Origin of the sequence: Kitasatospora sp. NPDC050463, from assembly GCF_040655255.1 — a bacterium.
In the GTDB taxonomy this organism is placed as follows: domain Bacteria; phylum Actinomycetota; class Actinomycetes; order Streptomycetales; family Streptomycetaceae; genus Kitasatospora.
Genome location: NZ_JBFAJO010000030.1, coordinates 1 through 24094, shown reverse-complemented (window position 1 = coordinate 24094; position 24094 = coordinate 1). Strand labels below are relative to the sequence as shown.

The window sequence follows — 24094 nt, the reverse complement described above, 5'->3', positions numbered from 1 at the left end:
GGCCCGGCGGGCGCTCGTGGCATCCACCGGGCCGGGCAGTTGTAGCAGAACTGTCGAACAGCCGGGCGGTCGGGGCCCGACCGGGCCGACGGTGCCGGTCAGGCGTCGACGGTCTCCGCCGTCTCGGCCGGCGGCGCCGCCTTCACCGAGTCGAGCAGCAGCTGCGCGACGTCGACGACCTTCAGGTGCTCCTTGGCCGCGCCCTCGTTCTTCTTGCCGTTGACCGAGTCGGAGAGCATCACCAGGCAGAACGGGCAGGCGGTGGAGACGATGTCCGGGTTGAGCGACAGCGCCTCGTCCACGCGCTCGGTGTTGATCCGCTTGCCGATGCGCTCCTCCATCCACATCCGCGCGCCGCCGGCGCCGCAGCAGAAGCCGCGCTCCTTGTGACGGTGCATCTCCTGCTGGCGCAGCCCCGGGACCTTGTCCATGATCTCGCGCGGCGGGCTGTAGACCTTGTTGTGCCGGCCCAGGTAGCAGGGGTCGTGGTAGGTGATCAGGCCCTCGACCGGGTTCACCGGGACGAGCTTGCCCTCGTCGATCAGGTGCTGCAGCAGCTGGGTGTGGTGGATGACCTCGAAGTGGCCGCCCAGCTGCGGGTACTCGTTGGCGATGGTGTTGAAGCAGTGCGGGCAGGTGGCGACGATCCGCTTCTTGGGAGCGTCCTCCAGCGCCGCGTTCAGGGTCTCGACGTTCTGCGCGCCGAGCATCTGGAAGAGGAACTCGTTGCCCAGGCGGCGGGCGGAGTCACCGGTGCAGGACTCCTCCTTGCCGAGGATCGCGAACTGCACGCCGGCGGTGTGCAGCAGCTCCGCGAAGGCCTTGGTGGTCTTCTTGGCGCGGTCCTCCAGGGCGCCGGCGCAGCCGACCCAGTAGAGGTACTCGACCTCGGCGGGGTCGATGTCCTCACCGATCACCGGCACCTCGATGCCGGTCTCCTTCTTCAGCTCCTTGACCCAGTCCAGGCGGGCCTTGGTGGCCATGCCCCACGGGTTGCCCTTGTTCTCCAGGTTCTTGAGCATCGTCCCGGCCTCGGTCGGGAAGGAGCTCTCGATCATCACCTGGTAGCGGCGCATGTCGACGATGTGGTCGATGTGCTCGATGTCCACCGGGCACTGCTCGACGCAGGCGCCGCAGGTGGTGCAGGACCAGAGCACGTCGGGGTCGATGACCCCGCCCTCCTCGGCGGTGCCGATCAGCGGGCGCTCGGCCTCGGCGAGCGCCTCGGCGGGCACGCCGGCCAGCTGCTCGGGGGTGGCGGTCTCGTTGCCCTCGGTGTCCTTGCCGCCGCCCGCGAGCAGGTACGGCGCCTTGGCGAAGGCGTGCTCGCGCAGGCTCATGATCAGCAGCTTGGGCGAGAGCGGCTTGCCGGTGTTCCAGGCGGGGCACTGCGACTGGCAGCGGCCGCACTCGGTGCAGGTGGAGAAGTCGAGGATGCCCTTCCAGGAGAAGTGCTCGACCTGGGAGACGCCGAAGACGGCGTCGTCCGCCGGGTCCTCGAAGTCGATCGGCGCGCCGCCGCTGGTCATCGGCCGCAGGGCGCCGAGCGCGGTGCCGCCGTCCTCCTCGCGCTTGAAGTAGATGTTGAAGAAGGCGAGGAAGCGGTGCCAGGCCACACCCATCGAGGGGTTGATGCCGATGGTGATCGCCCAGGCGAAGGAGATGCAGATCTTCAGCATCGCGAAGAGGTAGATCAGGTTCTCCAGCACGCCGTGCGACAGGCCCTTGAAGGCCAGCACCAGCGGGTAGGAGATCAGGTACGTCGCCTCGTACGAGCCGACGCCCTCCAGCGCGCCCTCCAGGCCGCGCAGGATCATGATGCAGAGGCCGATGCCGAGGATCGTGTACTCGACGTAGAAGGCCTGCCAGGCGATCGAGCCGGCGAACCGGGACTTGCGGCCGGACCGCGAGGGCAGGCTGAGCAGCCGGATCACGATCAGGGTCGCGATGCCCAGGGTGGTCAGGGTGCCGACCAGCTCGGTGAAGAGCTCGTACGGCAGCCAGCCGCCGAGCACCGGCAGGACGAACTCCGCGTCGAACAGCTGGAAGAAGGCGGTCAGCAGGGTGAGGCCGAGCGTGAAGAAGCCCACCGCCACGAACCAGTGCGCGATCCCGACGATGCCCCAGCGGTTCATCCGGGTGTGGCCGACGAACTCGACCGCCACGGTCTTGGCCCGTTGGGCGGGCTCGCCGAATCTGGTGGGGTCCGACTGCCCGGTCCTCACCACCTTGAAGATGTACATCGCCGCACGGGCGGCGAGCGCGGTGCCGATCACAAACGTGACCAGCGAGATGACGATCGCTGCTAGCTGCATCGGCTCTCCGTCTCCTGCGGCTTCCCTGGTGAGCATGTCCTACGCGGGTGAGTGTACTCGCCGGTAATGTCCGGGCCGACGGCCCGGACATTACCGCTCGCCGACACTTCTCCAGAAGATGCTCAAGGTATGGCGGCAGTCACGTGAGTGCGTACTCACCACGCCCCCGGGCGGGTCGCCGCAGTTTGCGGCTCAGCAAAGTTGAGCGCCAGCGACTCATAGCTGTTGACGCCCTCCCTCCGGTCGTGCATCCTTGAGCCCGTAAAGCTCAACTCTTCCGTGGAGGTACCAACGATGGCACGCGCGGTCGGCATCGACCTCGGTACGACGAACTCGGTCGTCAGCGTCCTTGAGGGTGGCGAGCCCACCGTCATCACGAACGCCGAGGGTGCGCGGACCACGCCGTCCGTCGTCGCCTTCGCCAAGAACGGCGAAGTGCTGGTCGGCGAGGTAGCCAAGCGCCAGGCGGTCACGAACGTCGACCGGACCATCCGCTCGGTCAAGCGCCACATGGGCACCGGGTGGAAGATCAACCTGGACGGCAAGGACTTCAACCCCCAGCAGATCAGCGCCTTCGTGCTGCAGAAGCTGAAGCGGGACGCCGAGGCCTACCTGGGCGAGACGGTCACCGACGCCGTCATCACCGTCCCGGCGTACTTCTCCGACTCCGAGCGCCAGGCCACCAAGGAGGCCGGTGAGATCGCGGGCCTCAACGTCCTGCGCATCGTCAACGAGCCCACCGCGGCCGCCCTGGCCTACGGCCTGGACAAGGACGACCAGACCATTCTCGTCTTCGACCTCGGCGGCGGCACCTTCGACGTGTCCCTGCTGGAGATCGGCGACGGCGTCGTCGAGGTGAAGGCCACCAACGGTGACAACCACCTCGGTGGTGACGACTGGGACCAGAAGGTCGTCGACCACCTGGTGAAGGTCTTCCAGGCCGGCCACGGCGTCGACCTGTCCAAGGACAAGATGGCCCTCCAGCGCCTGCGCGAGGCCGCCGAGAAGGCGAAGATCGAGCTGTCCTCGTCCTCCGAGACCTCGATCAACCTGCCCTACATCACGGCCTCCGCCGAGGGCCCGCTGCACCTGGACGAGAAGCTCACCCGCGCCCAGTTCCAGCAGCTCACCGCCGACCTGCTGGAGCGCTGCAAGGTCCCGTTCCACAACGTCATCAAGGACGCCGGCATCGCGCTGTCCGAGATCGACCACGTGGTCCTGGTCGGCGGCTCGACCCGGATGCCCGCCGTCGCCGAGCTCGTCCGCGAGCTGACCGGCGGCAAGGACGCCAACAAGGGCGTCAACCCGGACGAGGTCGTCGCGATCGGCGCCGCGCTCCAGGCCGGTGTCCTCAAGGGCGAGGTCAAGGACGTCCTGCTGCTCGACGTCACCCCGCTGTCCCTCGGCATCGAGACCAAGGGCGGCATCATGACCAAGCTGATCGAGCGCAACACCACGATCCCGACCAAGCGCTCGGAGATCTTCACCACGGCCGAGGACAACCAGCCGTCCGTGCAGATCCAGGTCTACCAGGGCGAGCGCGAGATCGCCGCGTACAACAAGAAGCTCGGCATGTTCGAGCTGACCGGTCTCCCGCCGGCCCCCCGCGGCCTGCCCCAGATCGAGGTCACCTTCGACATCGACGCCAACGGCATCATGCACGTCGGCGCGAAGGACCTCGGCACCGGCAAGGAGCAGAAGATGACCGTCACCGGCGGCTCCGCGCTGCCGAAGGACGACATCGAGCGCATGATGCGCGAGGCCGAGCAGTACGCGGAGGAGGACCACAAGCGCCGCGAGTCGGTCGAGACCCGCAACCAGGCCGAGCAGCTCGTCTACTCGACCGAGAAGTTCATCGCGGACAACGCGGACAAGCTCCCGGCCGACGTCAAGACCGAGGTCGAGGCCGCCATCGGCGAGCTCAAGGAGGCCCTGAAGGGCGAGGACATCGCGGCCATCCGCGAGGCCTCCGAGAAGGTCTCCACCACCGCCCAGAAGCTCGGCCAGGCGCTCTACGCCAACGCCGACGCCGCCTCCGCCGCCCCGGCCGGTGACGCCGCCGGTGCCAAGGACGACGACGTCGTCGACGCCGAGATCGTGGACGACGAGAAGCCCAAGGGCGGTGCGGCATGACGGAGAAGCCGCAGGGTGCTGAGCCCGGCGACGACTCCGCCGCCGAGGAGGCCGTGATCGAGGCGGCCGAGGAGGCCGCCGCAGCCGGTGACACCACCGGGGGCGCGGGTGACGCGGCTGCCGCCAAGCGCGAGCTCGCCGAGCGGACCGCCGACCTCCAGCGCCTCCAGGCCGAGTACCAGAACTACCGCAAGCGGGTCGAGCGGGACCGTCTGACGGTCCGCGAGATCGCGGTCTCCAACATCCTGGAGTCCCTGATCCCGGTGCTGGACGACATCGGCCGGGCCCGCGAGCACGGCGAGGTGACGGGCGGCTTCAAGTCCGTCGCCGAGTCGCTGGAGACGGTCGTGGCCAAGCTGGGCCTGCAGCAGTTCGGCAAGGAGGGCGAGCCCTTCGACCCGACCATGCACGAGGCGCTGATGCACAGCTACTCCTCGGACGTCACCGAGGACACCTGCGTCCAGATCCTCCAGCCCGGCTACCGGATCGGCGAGCGGATCATCCGCCCGGCGATGGTGGCGGTCGCGGAGCCCCAGCCGGGCACTCAGACCACCGCCGCGCCGGACGCCGACAAGGCTGCGGACGCCGACAAGGCCGACGGTGGCTCGGAGAGCTGACAACCCGTGCGCTGCGGAGTCGTACGCCGGCCAGTACGGCGGCCGGCTCCGCAGCGCCGTATCCGTTGACCCGGGTCCCCGCGACGGGGTGTCCGGTGGATCCGGATCGGGCGGACCCGCCCGCGTCGGATCCCTACCTGTTGACTCCGGGAGGTGGCGGCAGCCATGAGCGAGCGAATCGACCAGGGGCGTGCGTTCCGCGAAGCGGCTGCCGGGCGAAGCGAGGCGGGCGCATGAGCGAGCGAATCGATCAGGGGTGCGTGTTCCGCGAAGCGGCTGCCGAGCGAAGCGAGGATGACGCATGAGTGGCAAGGACTACGTGGAGAAGGACTACTACAAGGTCCTCGGCGTGCCCAAGGACGCCTCCGCCACCGAGATCAAGAAGACGTACCGCAAGCTGGCGCGCGAGTTCCACCCCGATGCGAACAAGGGCGACACCAAGGCGGAGGATCGCTTCAAGGACATCTCCGAGGCCTATGACGTCCTGTCGGACGACAAGCGCCGCAAGGAGTACGACGAGGCGCGCACGCTCTTCGCCAACGGCGGCTTCCGCTCCGGCGGGCCCGGCGGCGGCAACTACAGCTTCGACTTCGGCGACCTCTTCACCGGCAGCCAGGGCGGCCCCGCCGGTGGCGGCGGGCTCGGCGACGTCTTCGGCGGCCTCTTCAACCGGGGCGGCCGGCAGGCCCAGCCGCGGCGCGGCGCCGACGTCGAGACCGAGGTGACGCTCTCCTTCGAGGAGGCGGTGGACGGCGCGACCGTCCCGCTGCGGATGACCAGCCAGGCCGCCTGTCGTACCTGCAGCGGCACCGGCGCCAAGGCCGGCACCACGCCGCGGGTCTGCCCGACCTGCGTCGGCGCCGGAACGGTCAGCCGCGGCCAGGGCGCCTTCGCGCTCTCCGAGCCGTGCCGGGACTGCCGTGGCCGCGGCATGATCGTCGACGACCCGTGCCCCGACTGCCACGGCAGCGGCCGGGCCAGCTCGGCCCGCACCATGCAGGTCCGGATCCCGGCCGGGGTCCAGGACGCCCAGCGCATCCGGCTCAAGGGCAAGGGCGCCCAGGGCGAGCGCGGCGGCCAGTCCGGTGACCTCTACGTCACGGTGCACGTCGACCCGCACCCCGTCTTCGGGCGCAAGGCCGACAACCTGACCGTGACCGTGCCGGTGACCTTCCCCGAAGCCGCTCTGGGCGGGACCATCGAGGTACCGACGCTCAACGGCCCCTCGGTGAAGCTCAAGCTGCCCCCGGGCAGCGCCAACGGCCTCACCCTGCGGGCCCGCGGCAAGGGCGCCACCCGCAAGGACGGCACCCGGGGCGACCTCCTGGTCACCATGGAGGTCGTGGTGCCGCAGCACGTCACCGGCGACGCGCTGACGGCCCTGGAGCAGTACCGCGAGGCCACCGCCTCCGACGACCCGCGAGCCGCCCTCTTCAAGGCGGCGAAGGGAGCGTGACGACCAGATGACCCCCGACAGCGGCCCGATCGGCCCCGGCATCGGCGAAGGCCTGCCCGGCGGCGCCCCGCGCGCCCGCCGCACGGCGGCGCCTCCGCAGTACGTCCTCACCGAGGACACCCCGGTCTACGTGATCTCGGTCGCCGCCGAGCTCTCCGGCCTGCACCCGCAGACGCTGCGCCAGTACGACCGCCTCGGCCTGGTCTGTCCCGACCGCACCGCGGGCCGGGGCCGGCGCTACTCCAGCCGTGACATCCAGCAGCTGCGCGAGGTGCAACGGCTCTCCCAGGACGAGGGCATCAACCTGGCCGGCATCAAGCGGATCATCGAACTGGAGAACCAGGTCACCGCGCTCCAGTCCCGGATCGCCGAGCTGGTCGACTCGCTCGAAGGTGCCGCCTCCGCACTCCGGCAGCGCGAGGCCGCCGTCCACGCCTCCTACCGGCGGGATCTCGTCCCGTACCAGCCGCCGACCCAGTCCAGCGCGCTGGTCGTCTGGCGTCCCAAGCGGTAACCCGGCCACCATGCCACCCGCCGCCGGCTCCCTCCTGATCGGGGGGTGCCGGCGGCTCGCTTGTCTGTGAGAGAGTGCTGGACCGGAGCGTGCCCCTGGCGGGCAGGGCTGTCGGTGACAGTCCTCCTGGCCGCGATCGCAACCTAGGATGCCTGGTACAACCGACTTTAGAACGTTGACTACTTGTCCGGTCGACGACAGGGAGCCGAAGATGAGTGGGCGAGAGCAGCCCGGTTCCGCAGTTGGCGGATCACGAATACTGTCTGCGGATGCCCGCTCGCTCTATCTCCGGACCGTCCACGGCAACGGCCGGCTGGCGATCGACGCCGGCCCGGGCGAGAGCGCCGCGCTCCGCGAGCTCATGGACCTCGGTCTCCTCATTCCCGACAGTGACGAACCCGGCTCGCTCATCGCCGTCGACCCGGCGCAGCTCTCCTTCAGCCTGAGCTCCGCCTGGCAGCGCCAGGCCCTCGATCTCCTGGCCCGGGCCGTCGCCCTGCCGGCCGACCTCAGTGAATTGGCCGACGCCTTCCACAGCCCCGATCAGGCGGGCGGCCCCATCGAATACGTCCAGGGCAAGGCGCTCATCAATCAACGCCTCCAGCAATGCATGGCCACCGGTATGACCGAGGGTCTCGCCATGCAGCCGGGCGGCCCGCGCCCGCCCGAGCTGCTCGCCGCGGGAATGGAACGCGACCTCAAGAGCCTGCAGCAGGGCGCTTCGATGCGCACGATCTACAACGCCAGCACCCGATACCACCAGCCCACCCGGGAATACGTCTCACGGCTGGCGAAGGAGGGTTATCAGTTTCGCACCCTGGACGAGCCCTACGCCCGTCTCATCATTGTCGACCGGCGCCTTGCGGTAATTCCGGTGGGCGATGACGACCTCGCCGCTTTCATCCACGATCCGGCGGTCATCAAATATCTCGTGGAAGAGGTATTCGAGCGGAACTGGGGCCGGGCGCTGGAGTTCGACGGCGACACGACCGTCCCGCAACAGGTGGTCTCCCGGCTGCGACAGACGATCATCGACCTGCTTCTTTCCGGTACGAACCATCGGGTCATCGCACGCAGACTCGGCATCAGTGAGCGCACGCTGGCGCGGCACATAGCCGAGATGCGGGAGGACTACAACGTCGATTCCCTGTTCCAACTGGGCTACATGCTCGGCCGGGCCGCGCAGCACAGACCCGAGTGAGCGACACCGAGGACGGCGGGCGCCCGCCGTGGAGCCTTTCGGCACTCGAACGTCGGCTATGACAGGGAGCGGTCAGCCCCAGTTCATGTCATTCGCAACGAGGTAAACCGCGGCCTGGGTGCGGGAATCGTCGACACCTGCGTCCGCCTGCGACTGCGCACTGCTTGACATGACGCAGACACCGACCAACGCCCCAGCTGCGATGGCAATCGGAAGCACGACCTTGCGCACAAGCCTGGACATACGGGACACCAGCCCACCCCTTTCCGAAAGTTGCTCAAGCTGAACTAATAGCACTGGAGTCCACATGATGCCGCACGCCGAGTTGTGGTGTCACCTCCCCGTTGTCCCCCGGCGGCGTCATCTCCCTGCCAGGCAGCCAGATGACAGGGCAGAAACCTGGACGCGACCGTGAGCACTGATAGACGATCAGTTCGCCCCCGATGGTCCAGCAGCAGGTCAAAAACCTGTTGCTGTACGGTCAATTCTTCATCACCACAGGGCACTGGATCCACCTGAAGCAGCAACTACTCTCAACGCCTGCCGGCACCGTCCCCCAATCCGGTCGGCCTTCCCCCGGAGTCGACATGACCGAGCCCTACCTGCGTCACCACGACAGCCAGGCCCCCGAGGGCCGGCGTGCACGCGTGTTCCTGGCCGCGCCGCTGATGCGGTTGACCGGACCGGCCGACAGCGTGGTGACCCTGGCCAGCCGGACGCGGCTGACGACACTTCGCACCACGCTCCTGCGCAGCGGTGCCGCCGTGTACAGCGCCCACCACAGTGACGCATGGACCGTCGCCGGCCGGGCCCCCGAGCCCCGGGTGCCGTCGGACTTCCGGGCGCTGCAGTCCGCCGACCTGGTCTTCGCCTACGTCGGCGCGCCGCTCTCCGCCGGTGTGAGCCTGGAGCTGGGCTGGGCGTCGGCGCTGCGCAAGCCGATCGTCCTGCTGGTGGACGAGGCGATCACGCACAACCCGCTGATCGCCACCATCGAGCAGGTCGCCCCGGTGCTGCCGCTGGTCTTCGACGACACCTGGTCGCAGGAGGCCCTCCACCACACCGTGGAGACCGCCCTCGACTGGGCCGGCATGGCACTTTCGCTGCGCGAGGGCTTCTGGACCGCTCCCGGCGACCAGTTCAGCGTCCCCCGGCAGCAGCCCCCGGTGGTCGGACCGACCGGCTACTGGCCGACCGGCGCGGCGACCGGCTGACCCCGGCCCACTCGTCGGACTCCCCCGTCCGGCCTCCGCCACCCGGATCCGGCCGCCCGTGTCCGGGATCGACGGGTGGAGTTCGCGGGCCGCGCCGCCGGACAGCGCGGCGGTGAGCAGGTCGGGCCCGGTCGGGCGTTCAGCCATGACGGCCGCCCCGCATCTGCCAGCCGAGCTGGAACAGCGTCTCCGCGTCGTACAGCTCCCGCAGCCGCGAGATGTGACCGGCCACCGTCCGCTCGCTCAGCCCCAGCCGGCTCGCGATCGCCCGCTGCGTCAACCCCTGCGACAACAGCCGGCCGATCTGGTCGTGCATCGCCGGCTCGGCGGCGCCGGCGGCCAGCGCCGACCAGTTCACCCCCTCCGCCTGCCGCCACTGCTGTTCGAACGCGTCCACCAGGAAGGCGACCATCGCGGAGTCCTCCACCAGGGCCGCGCTGGTGTTGTCCGGGGCCGCCGGGATGACCGCCACCCTGCGGTCGAAGATCAGCACGCGTTTGAACGGGGCGGCCAGGGTGCGGATCGGGCTGCCGAGGCGGGCCGAGGTCGCCGCGTAGTCGACGGTCGGCGCGTCGAGGCGGGCGCTCGCCTCGTAGATGGTGCGCATGGTGCCGCCGCGTTCGAGGTAGCGGCGGGTGTGCTCCAGGGAGTCCTTCATGTGGGCGGGCGGCCGGGCCCCGCCGGGCTGGGCCGCCCAGGCCTCCCGGCGGTGCTCGTCGGCGAGCTGCGAGACCAGGTGGCGGATGTGCTCCATCCCGGTGATCCGCCGGACGCCGCCGGTGCGGTCGTACCGGCCGGGTGCGGCGTCGTAGGCCTGGGTCAGGTCGTCGAGCAGTTCCGGCACGAGTGCCGCCCGGGCCAGCAGGCGCGCCCCCTCCTCCCGGAGGCCGACGCCGATCCGCTCACCGACCGAACGCGGGTTCACCGCGCGGTACACGCCGTCCGCGTGGCGCAGCGTGAGCAGCCCGACGGCGGTCAGCTGGCGGATCGCCGGGGCGTCCTCCGCGCGCACCTCATCGATCCGCAGCCGGCCGCCCTCGCGCAGGATGGTCCGGTACAGCTCGCGGGCGTCGGCGTCCGGCAGCGGGACGCCGGTCTCAGTCATCCTGGCCGCCCCGCATCAGCCAGCCGAGCTGGAAGAGGGTCTGCGCGCCGTAGCGCTCGCGCAGCCGGGAGATGTGGGCGGCGACGGTGCGCTCGCTCAGGCCCAGCCGGGTGGCGACGGTGCGCTGGGTGAGGCCCTTGGCGAGCAGCCTGCCGACCCGGTCGGGGGCGTCCCGGACGGCGCCCCGGGCGTGGGTGCCGGTCCAGTCGGCGGTGTCGGCGCGGGCCCAGTCGCGTTCGAAGGCGCCGACCAGGAAGGCGATCGCGGCCGGGTCGGAGATGAACGCGGCGGTGCTGTGGTCCTCGTTGGCGGAGATCACCGCGACCGAGCGGTCGAAGACGAACATCCGCTGGAACGGCTCGTCCAGGATCCGGATCTGCGAGCCGTTCCGGGTGACCTCCTCCGCGTAGGCGAGCGCGGCCGGGTCGGAGACCGCGACCGGCTGGTAGACGGTGCGCAGCGAGCAGCCGCGCTGCAGCAGGCCGACGTCCTGGAGGAGCGCGATCTTCAGGGCGTCGGCCGGGCGGTGGCCGGGCTGGGCGGTGAGGACCTCGGTCCGGCAGTCGGCGACCAGCTGGGAGATGCGCTGGCGGATGTGGACGTGGCCCTCGATGTAGACGGCGCCGCCGGAGCGCTCGGGCGGGCGGGGCATGGCGTCGTACGCGCGGGTGAGGCCGTCCAGGGCGCCGGGGAGGTTCTCGGCGCGGACCAGCAGCCGGGTGGCCTCGCTGCGCAGTTCGGCGCCGAGCCGGTCGCTGACCGAGCGCGGGCTGACGGCGGTGTAGCAGGCGTCCATGGGGTTGGGCATCAGCAGGCCGATGTCGACCAGGCGGCGCAGGGCGTCCCGGTCGGCCTCCGCGACGTCGGCGGCCGGGACGCGGCCGCCGTCGGCGAGCACGGCCAGGTAGAGCCGCCGTGCCGCCTCGTCGGGCTCCCCACCCGGCGCGGTGGTGCCGGGGGCGGCCGTCGGATCCGCCGTCACCTCGAACGCTCCCTGCCGGATGGGTCTCGGATCTGTCTGTGCCGCGTTTGTCCGCACGCGTGTCGATCGTGGTCCCACGTACCGTGCGCCGCACAGGTCACGGTACTGCGGGCCGGCGGACCCCCGGGTCCCGGGTGCCGTCGCACGCCGGGCGTCCGGGGGTCGCCGGTAGCACGCCAATCCCAGGGCGCTTCCGGCGAGGCGGAGCAGCAACGCCTCGCCGGCTCCGGTCCCGGGGACCATCACCACACATGGTGCCCCGGCCGGCGCTCTTCCCCCCGACATGCAGGTACGGACGTACCTCTCGCATCCAGTATTGAAGAGCAAGTCACCACCAGCGGGCTGCGATTGCCCGGACGGCCTTGGCGTGTCTCCACCATCACAGCGTGACGGCCGGTGAACAAGTGCCGCCCGAGTGCATGTTTTCGCAATTGCAGGAACCTGCACCGAGGGCCGGGCGAGGCGCGTCGGCGGATCACGCCGACCCGCAGGAAAGGCGAGGTCAGCGCGGCGGCGGCCCGGGGAGCGACCGTCCGTTCAGTCGGTGACGGAGGGTCGCACTCCGGATCCGTGGCGCACCACCACACACTCTCCCCGGACTCCACGCATCTTCTCCACGATTCTCCGATGGCGCTCATCGCCACTCAACGTGACCGACGGCGCCCCCACCGTGACGGAGACCGGTCCGCTCCTCACCGGGCCAGCAGCCGCCCGCCGGCCAGCCCGGCGGCGGTACCGCCGGCCGCGACCGCCCAGGCGGCGGCCAGCAGGACGAAGAGCCCGGCCGCGAGGCCGGTGAACCCGGCGAAACCCGTGTGCCGGGCGAGCGCGGAGGCACCGGTGACACAGGTCCCGATCGGGAAGGTGTACGCCCACCAGGTCATCGCGAAGGGCATCCCGGCCCGGCGGGCGCGCAGGTTCGCGGCGACGGCGATGACCAGCCAGAGCATCGCCACCCCGAGCACCGCGACCCCGTAGAGCTCGGCGAGCGCGAGCGCGACCGGAGCGATCCCGGGCGCCACCGGGCGGGCGGCGTCGGCGAGCTGGTGGACGGCCGTGGTGGACTGACCGAGCGGGCCGAGCACCAGGAAGAGCGACGGGGTGAGCGCCAGGGCCGGCAGCTTGCTGTGCACGAGCCCGGTGAGCACCACCGGCAGCAGCGCCAAAATGGCCAGCAGCCCGACCCCGAACAGCGCGCAGCAGCCGTACAGCAGACTCTGCTGCGCGGTGCCGGACGGCAGGTGCGGGACGAGCGCGGGGCCGGTGGCGGAGGCGACCAGCGGGGCGACCACCGGCAGCAGCCAGGTCGGGTTGGCCTCCAGCGGGGTGACGGTGTGCCGGGTGATCATGAGGTACGGGATGCCGGCCGCGACCGCCAGCGCGTACAGGGTGCCGACGCTCCACAGCGCCGCGTCCAGCACGACGGCGGGGCCGGTGCCGATCACCCGCGAGCCGAGGGTGATCGTGCCGAGGCCGACCGCGAGCATGGCGATCGGCGGGCAGCCGTAGAAGACCGCGGTGGCCGGGTTGTCCAGCAGGTGGGCACGGGCGGCGTCGCGGTACCGGGTGAGGTGGACCAGCCGGGCGGCGCCGAGCACCAGCAGCGCGACCGCCCCGAGCGCCCACATCAGCTCGCCGAACCCGATCAGCCCCGGCAGCCGGACGGGCAGCGCGGCCGCGCCGTTGCCGACGATCGCGGTGCCCATCACCACCGCGTACCAGTTGGGGCCGAGCTGGGCGAGGTCGAGGCGGGCGGTGCGGGTGAGCGGACGGACGCCGGTGAGGATGGCCATCACACCACCGTGCCGTCCACCGCCGGCGGCCGGTAGCGCCCGGCGCCCTATGAGGACATAGCCTGAGTCTATGGCTCTCTCTCCGCACGTCCCCGAGCTCCGCGCACTGGAACTGCTGCTCACGGTGGCACGGCTGGGCAGCGTCGGGCGGGCGGCGGCCGAACTGGGCGTGAGCCAGCCGACCGCCAGCGCCCGGATCAAGGGCATGGAGCGGCAGATCGGCGTACCGCTGCTGGAACGCTCCCCGCGCGGCTCCCGGCCCACCAAGGCCGGGCTGCTCGTGGTCGAGTGGGCCCGGCACGTGGTGGAGGCAGCGCAGGCGCTGGACGCCGGGATCGACGCGCTGCGCGAGCGGCGGGACGCCCGACTGGTGGTGGTGGCCAGCCTGACCGTCGCCGAGTACCTGATGCCGGGCTGGCTGCTGGCGCTGCACGAGACCAGCCCGGGCACGGCCGTGACGCTGCGGACGGCCAACTCCTCGGACGTCGCCGGGCACGTGCTGGCCGGCGAGGCCGACCTCGGCTTCGTCGAGGGGCCGTCCACCCCGCCGGGGCTGGCCGGCGCGGTGGTGGCCGCCGACCGGCTGGTGGTCGTGGTGGCGCCCGCCCATCCCTGGGCGCGCCGCCGCGCCCCGCTGACCGGCCCCGAACTGGCCGCCACCCCGCTGGTGCTGCGCGAGCCCGGATCGGGCACCCGGGAGGTCCTGGAGATGGCGCTGGCGCCGTACGGCGGTGCGGCGAAGCCGCGGCTGGAGCTGGCCTCGTCGACCGCGCTGAAGGCGGCGGCGATGACCGGGGCCGGACCGGTCTGCCTGAGCGAGCTGGCGGTGACGGAGGAACTGGCGACCCGGCGGCTGGTGGCCGTGCCGCTGGCCGAGGGGCTGGACCTGCGGCGTCCGCTGCGCGCGGTCTGGCCGGCCGGGCACCGGCCGGGCGGGCCGGCCCGGGAACTGCTGGTGCTGACCCGCCGGAGCGGCCCGTCCGCCCGCACCGGCTGGCAGCTCGCCCCGCGCCTCGACCGGTACACCGTCGCGGGCCACCCCAAGCATTCATCCGAAAGTTGAGCGGAATAGACTCAACTTAGTGCATGCTGTAGTCAGCAGGTGCGCCGCCGAGCGCGCCACCCAGTTCACCACCAGCGAGGAGGGACACCCCAGCAGTGGACGCCAGCAAGTTCACCACCAAGACGCAGGACGCCCTGTCTGCCGCGATCCGGCAGGCCGGCGCCGCGGGGAACCCGGACGTCAAGCCGGTGCACATCCTGATCGCCCTGCTGGAGCAGCCCGAGGGCATCGCCGGGCCGCTGCTGAAGGCGGTCGGCGCGGACGCCTCCCGGATCGACACCGAGGCCCACCGACAGCTGACCGGGCTGCCGCGCGCGATGGGCTCCACCGTCGCCGCACCCCAGCTGGCCCGCGACACGCTGGCCGTGCTCACCGAGGCCGGCAAGCGCGCCGACGACCTGGACGACCAGTACGTCTCCACCGAGCACCTGATGGTCGGCCTGGCCGCCGAGGGCGGCGCGGTCGCCGAGCTGCTCGCCCAGCAGGGGGCCACCGCGAAGGCCCTGCTCGCCGCCTTCAAGGACGTCCGCGGCAGCGGGCGGGTCACCTCCCCCGACCCGGAGGGCACCTACAAGGCGCTGGAGAAGTACGGCACCGACCTCACCCAGGCCGCCCGGGACGGCAAGCTCGATCCCGTCATCGGGCGTGACCAGGAGATCCGCCGGGTCGTCCAGGTGCTCTCCCGGCGCACCAAGAACAACCCGGTGCTGATCGGCGAGCCCGGCGTCGGCAAGACCGCCGTGGTCGAGGGCCTGGCCCAGCGCATCGTGGCCGGCGACGTGCCCGAGTCGCTGCGCGGCAAGCGGCTGGTCGCGCTGGACCTCGGCGCGATGGTCGCCGGTGCCAAGTACCGGGGCGAGTTCGAGGAGCGGCTGAAGGCCGTGCTGAACGACATCAAGCAGAGCGACGGCCAGGTCGTCACCTTCATCGACGAGCTGCACACCATGGTCGGCGCGGGCGCCGGCGGCGACTCCGCGATGGACGCCGGCAACATGCTCAAGCCGATGCTGGCCCGCGGCGAGCTGCGGATGGTCGGCGCGACCACCCTGGACGAGTACCGCGAGCGGATCGAGAAGGACCCGGCCCTGGAGCGCCGCTTCCAGCAGGTGCTGGTCGGCGAGCCCAGCGTGGAGGACTCGATCGCCATCCTGCGCGGCCTCAAGGGCCGGTACGAGGCGCACCACAAGGTGCAGATCTCGGACGCCGCCCTGGTCGCCGCCGCCACCCTGTCCAACCGCTACATCACCTCGCGCTTCCTGCCCGACAAGGCGATCGACCTGGTCGACGAGGCGGCCTCCCGGCTCCGGATGGAGATCGACTCCTCCCCCGTCGAGATCGACGAACTCCAGCGCGCCGTCGACCGGTTGCGAATGGAGGAGCTCGCCCTGGAGAAGGAGTCCGACCCGGCCTCGGTCGACCGGCTGACCCGGCTCCGGCGCGATCTCGCCGACAAGAACGAGCAGTTGAGCGTCCTCACGGCCCGGTGGGAACAGGAGAAGAAGAGCCTCAACCGGGTCGGCGAGCTGAAGGAGCGGCTGGACGACTTGCAGGGCGCGCTCGAACGCGCCCAGCGGGACGGCGACTTCGAGCGCGCCTCCAAGCTGATGTACGCCGAGATCCCGGCCGCCGAGCACGAGCTGGCCGAGGCGCAGGAGCGCGCCGCCGACGAGGACACCTCCGCCTCGATGGTCAAGGAGGAGGTCGGCCCGGACGACGTCGCCGATGTGGTCGCCTCCTGGACGGGTATCCCGGCCGGCCGGCTGCTGGAGGGCGAGAGCTCCAAACTCCTGCGCATGGAAGACGAGTTGGGCCGACGCCTGATCGGCCAGGCCGAGGCCGTCCAGGCCGTCTCGGACGCGGTGCGGCGCACCCGCTCCGGCATCGCCGACCCGGACCGCCCGACCGGCTCCTTCCTGTTCCTCGGCCCCACCGGCGTGGGCAAGACCGAACTCGCCAAGGCCCTGGCCGACTTCCTCTTCGACGACGAGCGGGCGATGGTCCGGATCGACATGAGCGAGTACGGCGAGAAGCACTCCGTCTCCCGCCTGGTCGGCGCCCCGCCCGGGTACATCGGCTACGAGGAGGGCGGGCAGCTCACCGAGGCGGTCCGCCGCCGCCCCTACAGCGTGGTGCTGCTGGACGAGGTGGAGAAGGCCCACCCCGAGGTCTTCGACGTGCTGCTCCAGGTGCTGGACGACGGCCGGCTCACCGACGGCCAGGGGCGCACGGTCGACTTCCGCAACGCGATCCTGATCCTCACCTCCAACCTGGGGAGTCAGTTCCTGGTCGACCCGGTCACCCCGGAGGAGCGGAAGAAGCAGCTGGTGCTGGACTCGGTGCGGGCCGCGTTCAAGCCGGAGTTCCTCAACCGCCTCGACGACATCGTGGTCTTCGACCCGCTGGGCACCGCCGAGCTGAGCCGGATCGTCGACCTCCAGGTGGCCCGGTTGGCCGCGCGCCTCGGCGAGCGCCGGCTCACCCTCCAGGTCGACGCGGCCGCCCGGGACTGGCTGGCGCTCACCGGCTACGACCCGGCGTACGGCGCCCGGCCGCTGCGCCGGCTGGTGCAGTCCGCGATCGGCGACCAGCTGGCCCGGGCCATCCTCTCCGGCCAGGTGCACGACGGCGACACCGTGCTGGTCGAGCGGGCCGAGGAGGGCGACCGCCTCACCGTCCGGTCCCGCGGCCCGCTGGAGAAGTAGCGCTGCGGAGCCTCCCGGCCCGGGCCGCCCCCCTCTCCCCGGGGGGCGGCCCGGGCCGTGCTCACCCTCGGTGTCCACGGCCCCGGGCCGGGCCTCCGACAAGATCGACAGGTGCCCGCCCCACCGCCCGGGCGCCCCTGTGAGGGAGGGCCCGGATGAGGCAGGATGGGATGTGGAAAGGGCGGCCTCTCATTGCCGGCCACCACGTGCACTGAGGAAGAGGACCCCCATGAGCATCGACCCGTCGTCCATCCCGTCGTTCGGCGTGCCGCAGGGCGGACAGCCCGGTGGCCAGGGCGGTCAGCCGGCCGGCCCCCCGCCGATCGTCGTCCCGGACCAGGCTCTGGTGACGCAGCTGCTGGACCAGATGCAGCTCAAGCACGTCGTGGACGAGGAGGGCGACCTCACCGCCCCCTGGGAGGGCTTCCGCGTCTACTACATGTTCCGCGGCGAGCAGAAGGAACTCTTCGCGGTCCGCGCGTTCTACGACCGCGCCTACCCGCTCGAGGACAAGGCCGAGATCCTCGACCTGATCGACGAGTGGAACCGCGACACCCTCTGGCCCAAGGTCTACACCCACACGCACGAGGACGGCGTGGTCCGCCTGATCGGCGAGGCCCAGATGATCATCGGCACCGGCGTGAACCTGGACTACTTCGTCACCACCACCGCCAACTGGACCCAGGCCGCCGTCGGCTTCGAGCAGTGGATCGTCGAGCGCCTCGGCCTGCAGAAGGAGATCGAGGGCGAGGACGGCGAGGGCGAGACCCCCGAGGGCACCAACGAGGCCTGATCCTCACGCCCCGGCTCCGCTCCGCGGCACGGCCCGCCCCCGGCACCCCCGGCGGCGGGCCGTTCTTGTCCCCGGCCACCCGCTGCCCCGAGGATGGGGCCGACGACGAGGTGTGAGGAGCCGCAATGGGTACGAGGCCGCTACTGAACCGACGGCTGGCCGGAATGGGCACGACGATCTTCGCCGAGATGTCCGCCCTCGCCACCGCCACCGGTTCGATCAACCTCGGCCAGGGGTTCCCCGACACCGACGGGCCCGCCTCGGTGGCCCGGGCCGCCGCCGACGCCGTGCTGGCGGGACGGGGCAACCAGTACCCGCCAGGCCCCGGCATCCCCGAGCTGCGGCAGGCCGTCGCCGAGCACCAGCAGCGCTTCCGCGGCATCGCCTACGACCCGGACACCGAGGTGCTCGTCACCGCCGGCGCGACCGAGGCGATCGCCGCCGCCCTGCTCGCCCTGCTCGAACCGGGCGACGAGGTGATCGCGCTCGAACCCTTCTACGACTCCTACGCCGCCTGCATCGCGATGGCCGGAGCCGTCCGCGTCCCGCTCACCCTGCGCGCCCCGGACTTCCGCCCCGACCTGGACCGGCTGCGCTCGCTGGTCACCCCGCGCACCCGCCTGCTGCTGCTCAACTCCCCGCACAACCCCACCGGCCTGGTCCTCTCCCCGGCAGAGCTCGCCGCGATCGCCGCGATCGCCGTCGAGCACGACCTGCTGGTGGTCACCGACGAGGTCTACGAACACCTGGTGTTCAGCGGCGCCCACCACCCGATCGCCGCCCTCCCCGGCATGCGCGAGCGCACCGTCTCGATCTCCTCGGCCGGCAAGACCTTCTCCTTCACCGGCTGGAAGGTCGGCTGGGTGACCGCCTCCGCGCCGCTCGTCGCCGCCGTCCGCACCGCTAAGCAGTACCTGACCTACGTCAGCGCCGGGCCCTTCCAGTACGCCGTCGCCGACGCCCTGCGGCTGCCCGACGACTACTTCGACGACTTCCGCGCCGATCTGCTGCGCAAGCGGGACCTGCTCGCCGACGGACTGAGTGCGGCGGGCTTCCGGGTGTTCCGGCCGGAGGGGACCTACTTCATCACCACCGACATCACCCCGCTGGGTGAGAAGGACGGCATCGAGTTCTGCCGCGCCCTGCCCGCGCGGTGCGGCGTGGTGGCGATCCCCAACGCCGTCTTCTACGACGACACCGAGGCCGGTCGTCCGCTCGTCCGCTTCACCTTCTGCAAGCAGATCGAGGTTCTGGAGGAGGCGGTCACCCGACTCGGTCGGCTCTGACCATCGGGTGGAACCCCTCGCACGTCATGACGAATAGTCAATTAGCCTATCGGGGCGGCCTTTTGCCGCCAGCCGGGAAGTCGCCGTGGCCCACTCGGCGCGCCCCGGTCCTTGGCGAGCCCTGCGCGCCCGGCGCGGGGAGGACCGGGGCGCGCGAGCCGTGTGAGTAGCGCGCGACCAGCGTGCACGGCACACACACCGGGGTAAGGAGCGCGCGCTGTGCAAAGTCGCACACCGGCTCGATCAGAGCAGGGAAGCCGGGGTGCTCGAAACGGTGAATGCTTGACAAAGTTGGGTAAATCACCGACGGACCCGGCGTATTCATGCTTCTCTGCTGCTGAATCTCCAGCCGGAATCCTTCCTTCCACGGTCGGCCGCGCCCTGGACCGCACAGCCTCGAACAGCCTCGCCCTTGCCTAGGCCTACTCGCTGCTGCACGGCGGGCGCGCACGGAGCTGAAACGCGGAGCCGAGCATGCTCACCACACTGCAGACCTCCTACACGGACACCCGCGCGGGTGACCTGGCCTGGTGCCTGGGCGGCGATCCGCTGCCCGCTCTCGCGGTCCGCGACCTGAGACTCGCCGGCTCCGGTCACCCCGGTCCGTCCGGCACCCTCCAGCTGCGACTGCTGGGCGCCTCGCACCAGGTGGTGATCGCCGCGGGGCCGGGCAGATGCCTGGAGACCGTCGCCTGCCTGCCCGGCCGCCGGACCCCGCTGCCGGCCCGGGTGGCCAAGCAGGTGGACGGCTGGGAGTACGAGTTCGCGGCCCGGATCGAGGCGCTGCCGCCGCACTACTTCGCCGCCCGCGCGCAGGAGTTGCTGGCCCTGGTCGAGGGCCATCCGCGCGGCCTGGCCGGCGTCTTCCCCGGCGATCCGAGCGCCTTCACCGCGCTGGTCACCCAGGGCGGCGCGGACCGGCTGCTCTGGCGCACCTGGCACGCCTATCCGCAGGAGGGCCAGCTGGTCTGTACGCGGTCCTCGCTGGTGGTGTCCCGGTGACCGCCGCCGCAGGTCCCGATGGCGTCATAGGTCCATACGTTGGCCTTCATTCGCACGCAGGAACGATTCGTCAACCTGTCGTATCGCACTGTCCGTCGAATGGACGCAGCCATCCGTACCGAACGTCGCCTAGCGTTTGTTCGTGATCAACCATCCGGCCGGTCCACCCGCACAGCCGGGACTCGACCTCGACGACGGCAGCCCACCCCGGCTCGGGCGGAGCCTGACCCCCCTGCCCACCCACCGCAGGTCCCGGCTGCGCGCCCACCCCGCGCTCGCCCGGCTCGCCGTGCTGCTGGCCGCGTTCGTCTGCGCGGCCTGCGGCCTCGTCTACGAGCTCGAACTCGTCGCGCTCGGCAGCTATCTGCTCGGGGACTCGGTCACCCAGACCTCCGTCGTGCTCTCCGTCATGGTGTTCGCGATGGGCCTGGGATCACTGCTCGCCAAGCGGTTCACCCGCCGCCCGGCCACCGCCTTCGCCCTGGTCGAGTGCGCGCTCGCGCTCACCGGCGGCCTCTCCGTCCTCGCGCTGTACTCCTGCTGGGCCTGGATCGGCCGGTACCAGGCCGCGATGATCGGGCTGACCTGCCTGATCGGCGTCCTCATCGGCGCCGAGATCCCGCTGCTGATGACGCTCGTCCAGCGGATCCGCCGGGAGGACGCCGGGCGGGCCGCGGCCGACCTCTTCGCCGCCGACTACGTGGGCGCGCTGATCGGCGGCCTCGCCTTCCCGTTCCTGATCCTGCCGCTCTTCGGACCGGGCACCGGCGCCCTGGTCACCGGCGCCGTCAACGCCGTCGCCGGGGCCGCCGTGGTGCTCTGGCTGTTCCGCGAGGAGCCCGCGCCACGCACCCGGCTGCTGCTCTGGGGCGGCTGCGCCCTCGTCCTGGCCCTGCTCGCCGCGGCCGCCGCCTGGTCCGGCGCGATCGAGCGCGCCGCCCGGCAAGCCCTGTACGGCGGGCAGGTCCGTTTCGCCACCCACAGCCGGTACCAGGAGATCGTGCTCACCGGCCCCGCCGAGGGCCCGCTCCGGCTCTACCTGGACGGGCGGCTCGCGGTCTGCGGGCCGGACGAGTACCGGGGCAACGAGGCGCTGGTCCACCCCGCGATGGCCGCCGGACCGGACGCCCGGGTGCTGCTGCTCGGCGGCGGCGACGGCCTCGCCCTGCGCGAGGTCCTGCGGCACGGCGGAGTCCGCTCGGTCCTGGTCGTCGACGCCGACCCGGCCCTCACCCGGCTGGCCCGCACCGACCCCGGCCTGACCGCGCTCTCCGGCCGTTCCCTGGACGACTCCCGGGTCCGGACCGCGCCCGCCGACCCACTGGAGTGGCTCCGCGGCGTGCGCCCGGGCGAGGGGGCCTTCGACGTGGTGCTCGCCGACCTGCCCAGCCCCGCCGACAGCGGAACGGTGAAGTTCCACTCCCAGGAGTTCTACGGCCTCGCCACCCGGCTGCTCGCGCCCGGCGGGCGGCTCGCCGTCCGGGCGGGCGACGAGCCGAACGCCCTCTGGCAGGTCGAGTCCGGCCTGCGGGCGGCCGGGCTGCGGACCGTCCCGTACGCCGTCCAGGGCGGCCCCGCCGCGAGCTGCCGGCCCGGAACGCAGGACAGCCAGGCCTTCCTGCTCGCCGCGGCCGCCCAGCCCCCGCTCACCCTCGCCCCGGACGCTCCACCGCCCCGCGCGCTCACCACGGACACCCTGCGGGCCGCCGCCGCCCGCCTCACCGCCCTGCGCCCGGCCCGCCCGCCGGCGGCGCTGACCCTGCTCGGGCCGCACTGACGCCTGCCCGGCCGAGCGCTGCTCCACCGAGCCCTGCCCGGCCGAACGCTGCCCGGTGGGGCCGACCGGCGGGCCGGGCCCGGAGCGGACAGAAGCGGGCGGGCGGGGGTCACAAGCGGTCGGCGGCGGGCCCGGGTGCACCCGCTCGGAGACGTCCGGGCGGCAGGTAGGGGCCACCACGGGGACCACCGGCGGTTCGGTCGGTAGGCTCCGTGACATGGAGCATGAGGTTGTCGTCCCGATGCCGGCCGAGCTGGTCCGGCAGGCCCTGCAGGATCCGGCTCTGCTGGCCCGTTGCGTGCCCGGGCTGAGCACCGAGCCGGCCGCCGTCGGCAGCGGACCCGCCGACGAGATCGGCGGGCGGCTGAAGCTGCGGATCGGCACCTCCACCATCACCTACAAGGGCGTGCTGTCACTGATCGAGGGGCGCGAGGGCGTCCTCACCGTGTTTGCCGAGGGCGAGGAGGTGCGCGGCAGCGGCGAGGCCACCGCCACCCTCCGGGTCAGCACCACGGACGGCGCCGGGGCCGGTACCGCGGTGATCCGCTTCACCGGCGATCTGAGCGCCACCGGCCGGCTCACCGAGTTCGACGGGGAGACCCTCGCCACCGCCGGCCGCCGCCTGCTCGACCGGTTCGCCGCCGTCCTCGCCTCCCCGGACGCGGACGTGAAGGCCGAGATGGAGCCCGGGGTGGAGGCCACGAGCGAGGCGGACGCAGGAGTGGAGGCCGTGGCGGAGGAGGCTCCGGCGGCCGACGCCGAGGCGGACACCGCCGAGGAGGCCGACACCGAGGCGGACGAGGACACCGAGGAGGACGAGGACGCCGAGGAGCCCACCGCCACCGTGCTCTTCCTGGACGACCACCAGGACAGCCCCGGCGACGACCTCGACGACGACCTCTCCGACCTGATCGCCTTCTCCGACGCCGACGCCGAGCGCTTCGGCCTCCCCACCGGCGGAGCCCACGATGAGGACGACCGCGAGGAGGCCGCCGACGTGGACGGCCCCGCCGCCGAGGCCGGGGACGGAGCCGGTACCGAACTCCCCGCCGACCTGCCCTTCGGCTACGAGCAGGAGCCGGTGCTCAGCGGCCCGGTCCGTCGCAGCATCGTCGGCCGCTCCGCCGAGGAGGTCGACCACGCCCCGCCGCGCGGCCCCTACGCCCCCGCCCTGCCGGCCCGCAGCGCGCGGGCCCGGGCGGCGTCCCGCTGGGGCGGCGAGGCGGGCGGCATCGTGGTGCCGGGACCGGGCGGCCGCAGCGCGGTGCCGTGGATGATCGGCGGCGGCGTGGCACTGATCGGCGGCGCGGTGGTCCTGGCCAGGGCCCTGCGTCGACGCTAGGGCAACCACCAGGCCCGGAGGGCCTGTCGTCCAAGTGCCGTCTTCCCGGCGTCGCTCGGGCACGCACCTCGGGCTGACGACGGCACTTGGACGACAGGCCCTAGACTGAACGCTCATGAGCAACGACCGCGACGCCCTGCTGGCACAGATCAAGGACAAGGCCGTCGTGCACGGCAAGGTCACCCTTTCCTCCGGCAAGGAGGCCGACTACTACGTCGACCTGCGCCGGATCACGCTGGACGGCCAGGCCGCACCGCTGGTCGGCCGGGTGATGCTGGACGCGACCGCCCACCTGGAGTACGACGCCGTCGGCGGTCTGACCCTCGGCGCCGACCCGGTGGCCGCCGCGATGCTGCACGCCGCCGCCGCACGCGGCCGCGAGCTGGACGCCTTCGTGGTCCGCAAGGCGGGCAAGGCGCACGGCCTGCAGCGCCGGATCGAGGGCCCGGAGGTCAAGGGCCGCCGGGTGCTGGCCGTCGAGGACACCTCCACCACCGGCGGCTCGGTGCTGACCGCCGTCGAGGCGCTGCGCGAGGCGGGCGCCGAGGTCGTCGGCGTGGCGGTGATCGTCGAGCGCGGTGGCGCCGCCGCGGTCGAGGCGACGGGCCTGCCGTACGTGACCGCGTACGACCTGGACGACCTGGGCCTCTGACCCGCTCGGGCCGGTAGAGGCGCAGAACGGCCGGGGCCGGGTCCTGTTTCACGTGAAACAATGTTGCGCAGATCACACCCGGCTTGGCACGCTCGCTGCCATGTCCTCCTGACCGGCCCGGCCGTGACCGCACCGGCCCCTCCTCCC

18 protein-coding genes are annotated in these 24094 nt (G+C 72.0%); 14 read left to right on the top strand and 4 right to left on the bottom strand.

What is annotated here, in order from left to right; genetic code table 11:
* Window positions 1–98: 98 nt before the first annotated feature.
* Window positions 99–2315, bottom strand: coding sequence for a (Fe-S)-binding protein (locus tag AB0J08_RS20040; RefSeq protein ID WP_360635554.1), 2217 nt, complete (start codon window positions 2313–2315; stop codon window positions 99–101).
* 294 nt (window positions 2316–2609) lie between these two features.
* On the opposite strand from AB0J08_RS20040, the gene dnaK reads away from it, so the two are divergent.
* The 6 genes from dnaK to AB0J08_RS20010 all read left to right on the top strand — a co-directional run bounded on the left by dnaK (window position 2610) and on the right by AB0J08_RS20010 (window position 9450).
* Complete coding sequence (dnaK, locus tag AB0J08_RS20035) at window positions 2610–4448, top strand: molecular chaperone DnaK (protein WP_360635551.1); 1839 nt, start codon at window positions 2610–2612, stop codon at window positions 4446–4448.
* Window positions 4445–5065: a nucleotide exchange factor GrpE gene (gene grpE, locus AB0J08_RS20030; protein WP_360635548.1), complete on the top strand. Its 621-nt coding sequence runs from the start codon at window positions 4445–4447 to the stop codon at window positions 5063–5065. The genes dnaK and grpE overlap by 4 nt, the downstream gene beginning before the upstream one ends.
* Before the next feature lie 301 nt (window positions 5066–5366).
* Complete coding sequence (gene dnaJ / locus AB0J08_RS20025) at window positions 5367–6521, top strand: molecular chaperone DnaJ (RefSeq protein ID WP_360635545.1); 1155 nt, start codon at window positions 5367–5369, stop codon at window positions 6519–6521.
* Window positions 6522–6528: 7 nt separating this feature from the next.
* Window positions 6529–7035 carry a helix-turn-helix domain-containing protein gene (locus tag AB0J08_RS20020; protein WP_360635542.1) on the top strand — a complete coding sequence of 169 codons (507 nt, stop codon included), beginning with the start codon at window positions 6529–6531 and terminating at the stop codon, window positions 7033–7035.
* Between the two features lie 211 nt (window positions 7036–7246).
* Entirely contained in the window at window positions 7247–8236 is a 990-nt protein-coding gene (locus AB0J08_RS20015; protein WP_360635540.1) for a helix-turn-helix domain-containing protein, read from the top strand.
* Between the two features lie 587 nt (window positions 8237–8823).
* On the top strand, window positions 8824–9450 hold the full coding sequence (locus tag AB0J08_RS20010; protein ID WP_360635537.1) for a hypothetical protein: 627 nt from the start codon (window positions 8824–8826) through the stop codon (window positions 9448–9450).
* A 139-nt stretch (window positions 9451–9589) separates the two neighbouring features.
* On the opposite strand, the gene AB0J08_RS20005 is transcribed toward AB0J08_RS20010, so the two are convergent.
* The 3 genes from AB0J08_RS20005 to AB0J08_RS19995 all read right to left on the bottom strand — a co-directional run bounded on the left by AB0J08_RS20005 (window position 9590) and on the right by AB0J08_RS19995 (window position 13330).
* Complete coding sequence (locus tag AB0J08_RS20005; RefSeq protein WP_360635534.1) at window positions 9590–10555, bottom strand: LuxR C-terminal-related transcriptional regulator; 966 nt, start codon at window positions 10553–10555, stop codon at window positions 9590–9592.
* Entirely contained in the window at window positions 10548–11537 is a 990-nt protein-coding gene (locus AB0J08_RS20000; protein WP_360635531.1) for a LuxR C-terminal-related transcriptional regulator, read from the bottom strand. The genes AB0J08_RS20005 and AB0J08_RS20000 overlap by 8 nt, the downstream gene beginning before the upstream one ends.
* A gap of 692 nt (window positions 11538–12229) precedes the next feature.
* Complete coding sequence (locus AB0J08_RS19995) at window positions 12230–13330, bottom strand: TDT family transporter (protein ID WP_360635528.1); 1101 nt, start codon at window positions 13328–13330, stop codon at window positions 12230–12232.
* Window positions 13331–13400: 70 nt separating this feature from the next.
* On the opposite strand from AB0J08_RS19995, the gene AB0J08_RS19990 reads away from it, so the two are divergent.
* The 8 genes from AB0J08_RS19990 (at window position 13401) to pyrE (ending at window position 23947) form a co-directional block, all read left to right on the top strand.
* On the top strand, window positions 13401–14393 hold the full coding sequence (locus AB0J08_RS19990; RefSeq protein WP_360635525.1) for a LysR family transcriptional regulator: 993 nt from the start codon (window positions 13401–13403) through the stop codon (window positions 14391–14393).
* A gap of 95 nt (window positions 14394–14488) precedes the next feature.
* Entirely contained in the window at window positions 14489–17095 is a 2607-nt protein-coding gene (gene clpB / locus AB0J08_RS19985; protein WP_360635522.1) for an ATP-dependent chaperone ClpB, read from the top strand.
* Window positions 17096–17324: 229 nt separating this feature from the next.
* Window positions 17325–17888 carry a YbjN domain-containing protein gene (locus AB0J08_RS19980; protein WP_360635519.1) on the top strand — a complete coding sequence of 188 codons (564 nt, stop codon included), beginning with the start codon at window positions 17325–17327 and terminating at the stop codon, window positions 17886–17888.
* A gap of 125 nt (window positions 17889–18013) precedes the next feature.
* Window positions 18014–19174: a pyridoxal phosphate-dependent aminotransferase gene (locus tag AB0J08_RS19975; RefSeq protein WP_360635516.1), complete on the top strand. Its 1161-nt coding sequence runs from the start codon at window positions 18014–18016 to the stop codon at window positions 19172–19174.
* Between the two features lie 474 nt (window positions 19175–19648).
* A complete protein-coding gene (locus AB0J08_RS19970; protein WP_360635513.1) occupies window positions 19649–20176 on the top strand; it encodes a DUF2617 family protein in 528 nt (175 codons plus the stop codon).
* Window positions 20177–20432: 256 nt separating this feature from the next.
* A complete protein-coding gene (locus AB0J08_RS19965; RefSeq protein WP_360635743.1) occupies window positions 20433–21953 on the top strand; it encodes a polyamine aminopropyltransferase in 1521 nt (506 codons plus the stop codon).
* Between the two features lie 217 nt (window positions 21954–22170).
* Complete coding sequence (locus AB0J08_RS19960) at window positions 22171–23295, top strand: SRPBCC domain-containing protein (protein WP_360635510.1); 1125 nt, start codon at window positions 22171–22173, stop codon at window positions 23293–23295.
* Between the two features lie 115 nt (window positions 23296–23410).
* Window positions 23411–23947, top strand: coding sequence for an orotate phosphoribosyltransferase (pyrE, locus tag AB0J08_RS19955; RefSeq protein ID WP_360635507.1), 537 nt, complete (start codon window positions 23411–23413; stop codon window positions 23945–23947).
* The last annotated feature ends 147 nt before the right edge of the window (window positions 23948–24094 follow it).

Coding starts and splice junctions, on each gene's coding strand:
- AB0J08_RS20040 (WP_360635554.1), bottom strand. CDS start 2,315: ATGCAGCTAGCAGCGATCGTCATCTCGCTGGTCACGTTTGTGATCGGC.
- dnaK (WP_360635551.1), top strand. CDS start 2,610: ATGGCACGCGCGGTCGGCATCGACCTCGGTACGACGAACTCGGTCGTC.
- grpE (WP_360635548.1), top strand. CDS start 4,445: ATGACGGAGAAGCCGCAGGGTGCTGAGCCCGGCGACGACTCCGCCGCC.
- dnaJ (WP_360635545.1), top strand. CDS start 5,367: ATGAGTGGCAAGGACTACGTGGAGAAGGACTACTACAAGGTCCTCGGC.
- AB0J08_RS20020 (WP_360635542.1), top strand. CDS start 6,529: ATGACCCCCGACAGCGGCCCGATCGGCCCCGGCATCGGCGAAGGCCTG.
- AB0J08_RS20015 (WP_360635540.1), top strand. CDS start 7,247: ATGAGTGGGCGAGAGCAGCCCGGTTCCGCAGTTGGCGGATCACGAATA.
- AB0J08_RS20010 (WP_360635537.1), top strand. CDS start 8,824: ATGACCGAGCCCTACCTGCGTCACCACGACAGCCAGGCCCCCGAGGGC.
- AB0J08_RS20005 (WP_360635534.1), bottom strand. CDS start 10,555: ATGACTGAGACCGGCGTCCCGCTGCCGGACGCCGACGCCCGCGAGCTG.
- AB0J08_RS19995 (WP_360635528.1), bottom strand. CDS start 13,330: ATGGCCATCCTCACCGGCGTCCGTCCGCTCACCCGCACCGCCCGCCTC.
- AB0J08_RS19990 (WP_360635525.1), top strand. CDS start 13,401: ATGGCTCTCTCTCCGCACGTCCCCGAGCTCCGCGCACTGGAACTGCTG.
- AB0J08_RS19980 (WP_360635519.1), top strand. CDS start 17,325: ATGAGCATCGACCCGTCGTCCATCCCGTCGTTCGGCGTGCCGCAGGGC.
- AB0J08_RS19975 (WP_360635516.1), top strand. CDS start 18,014: ATGGGTACGAGGCCGCTACTGAACCGACGGCTGGCCGGAATGGGCACG.
- AB0J08_RS19970 (WP_360635513.1), top strand. CDS start 19,649: ATGCTCACCACACTGCAGACCTCCTACACGGACACCCGCGCGGGTGAC.
- AB0J08_RS19960 (WP_360635510.1), top strand. CDS start 22,171: ATGGAGCATGAGGTTGTCGTCCCGATGCCGGCCGAGCTGGTCCGGCAG.
- pyrE (WP_360635507.1), top strand. CDS start 23,411: ATGAGCAACGACCGCGACGCCCTGCTGGCACAGATCAAGGACAAGGCC.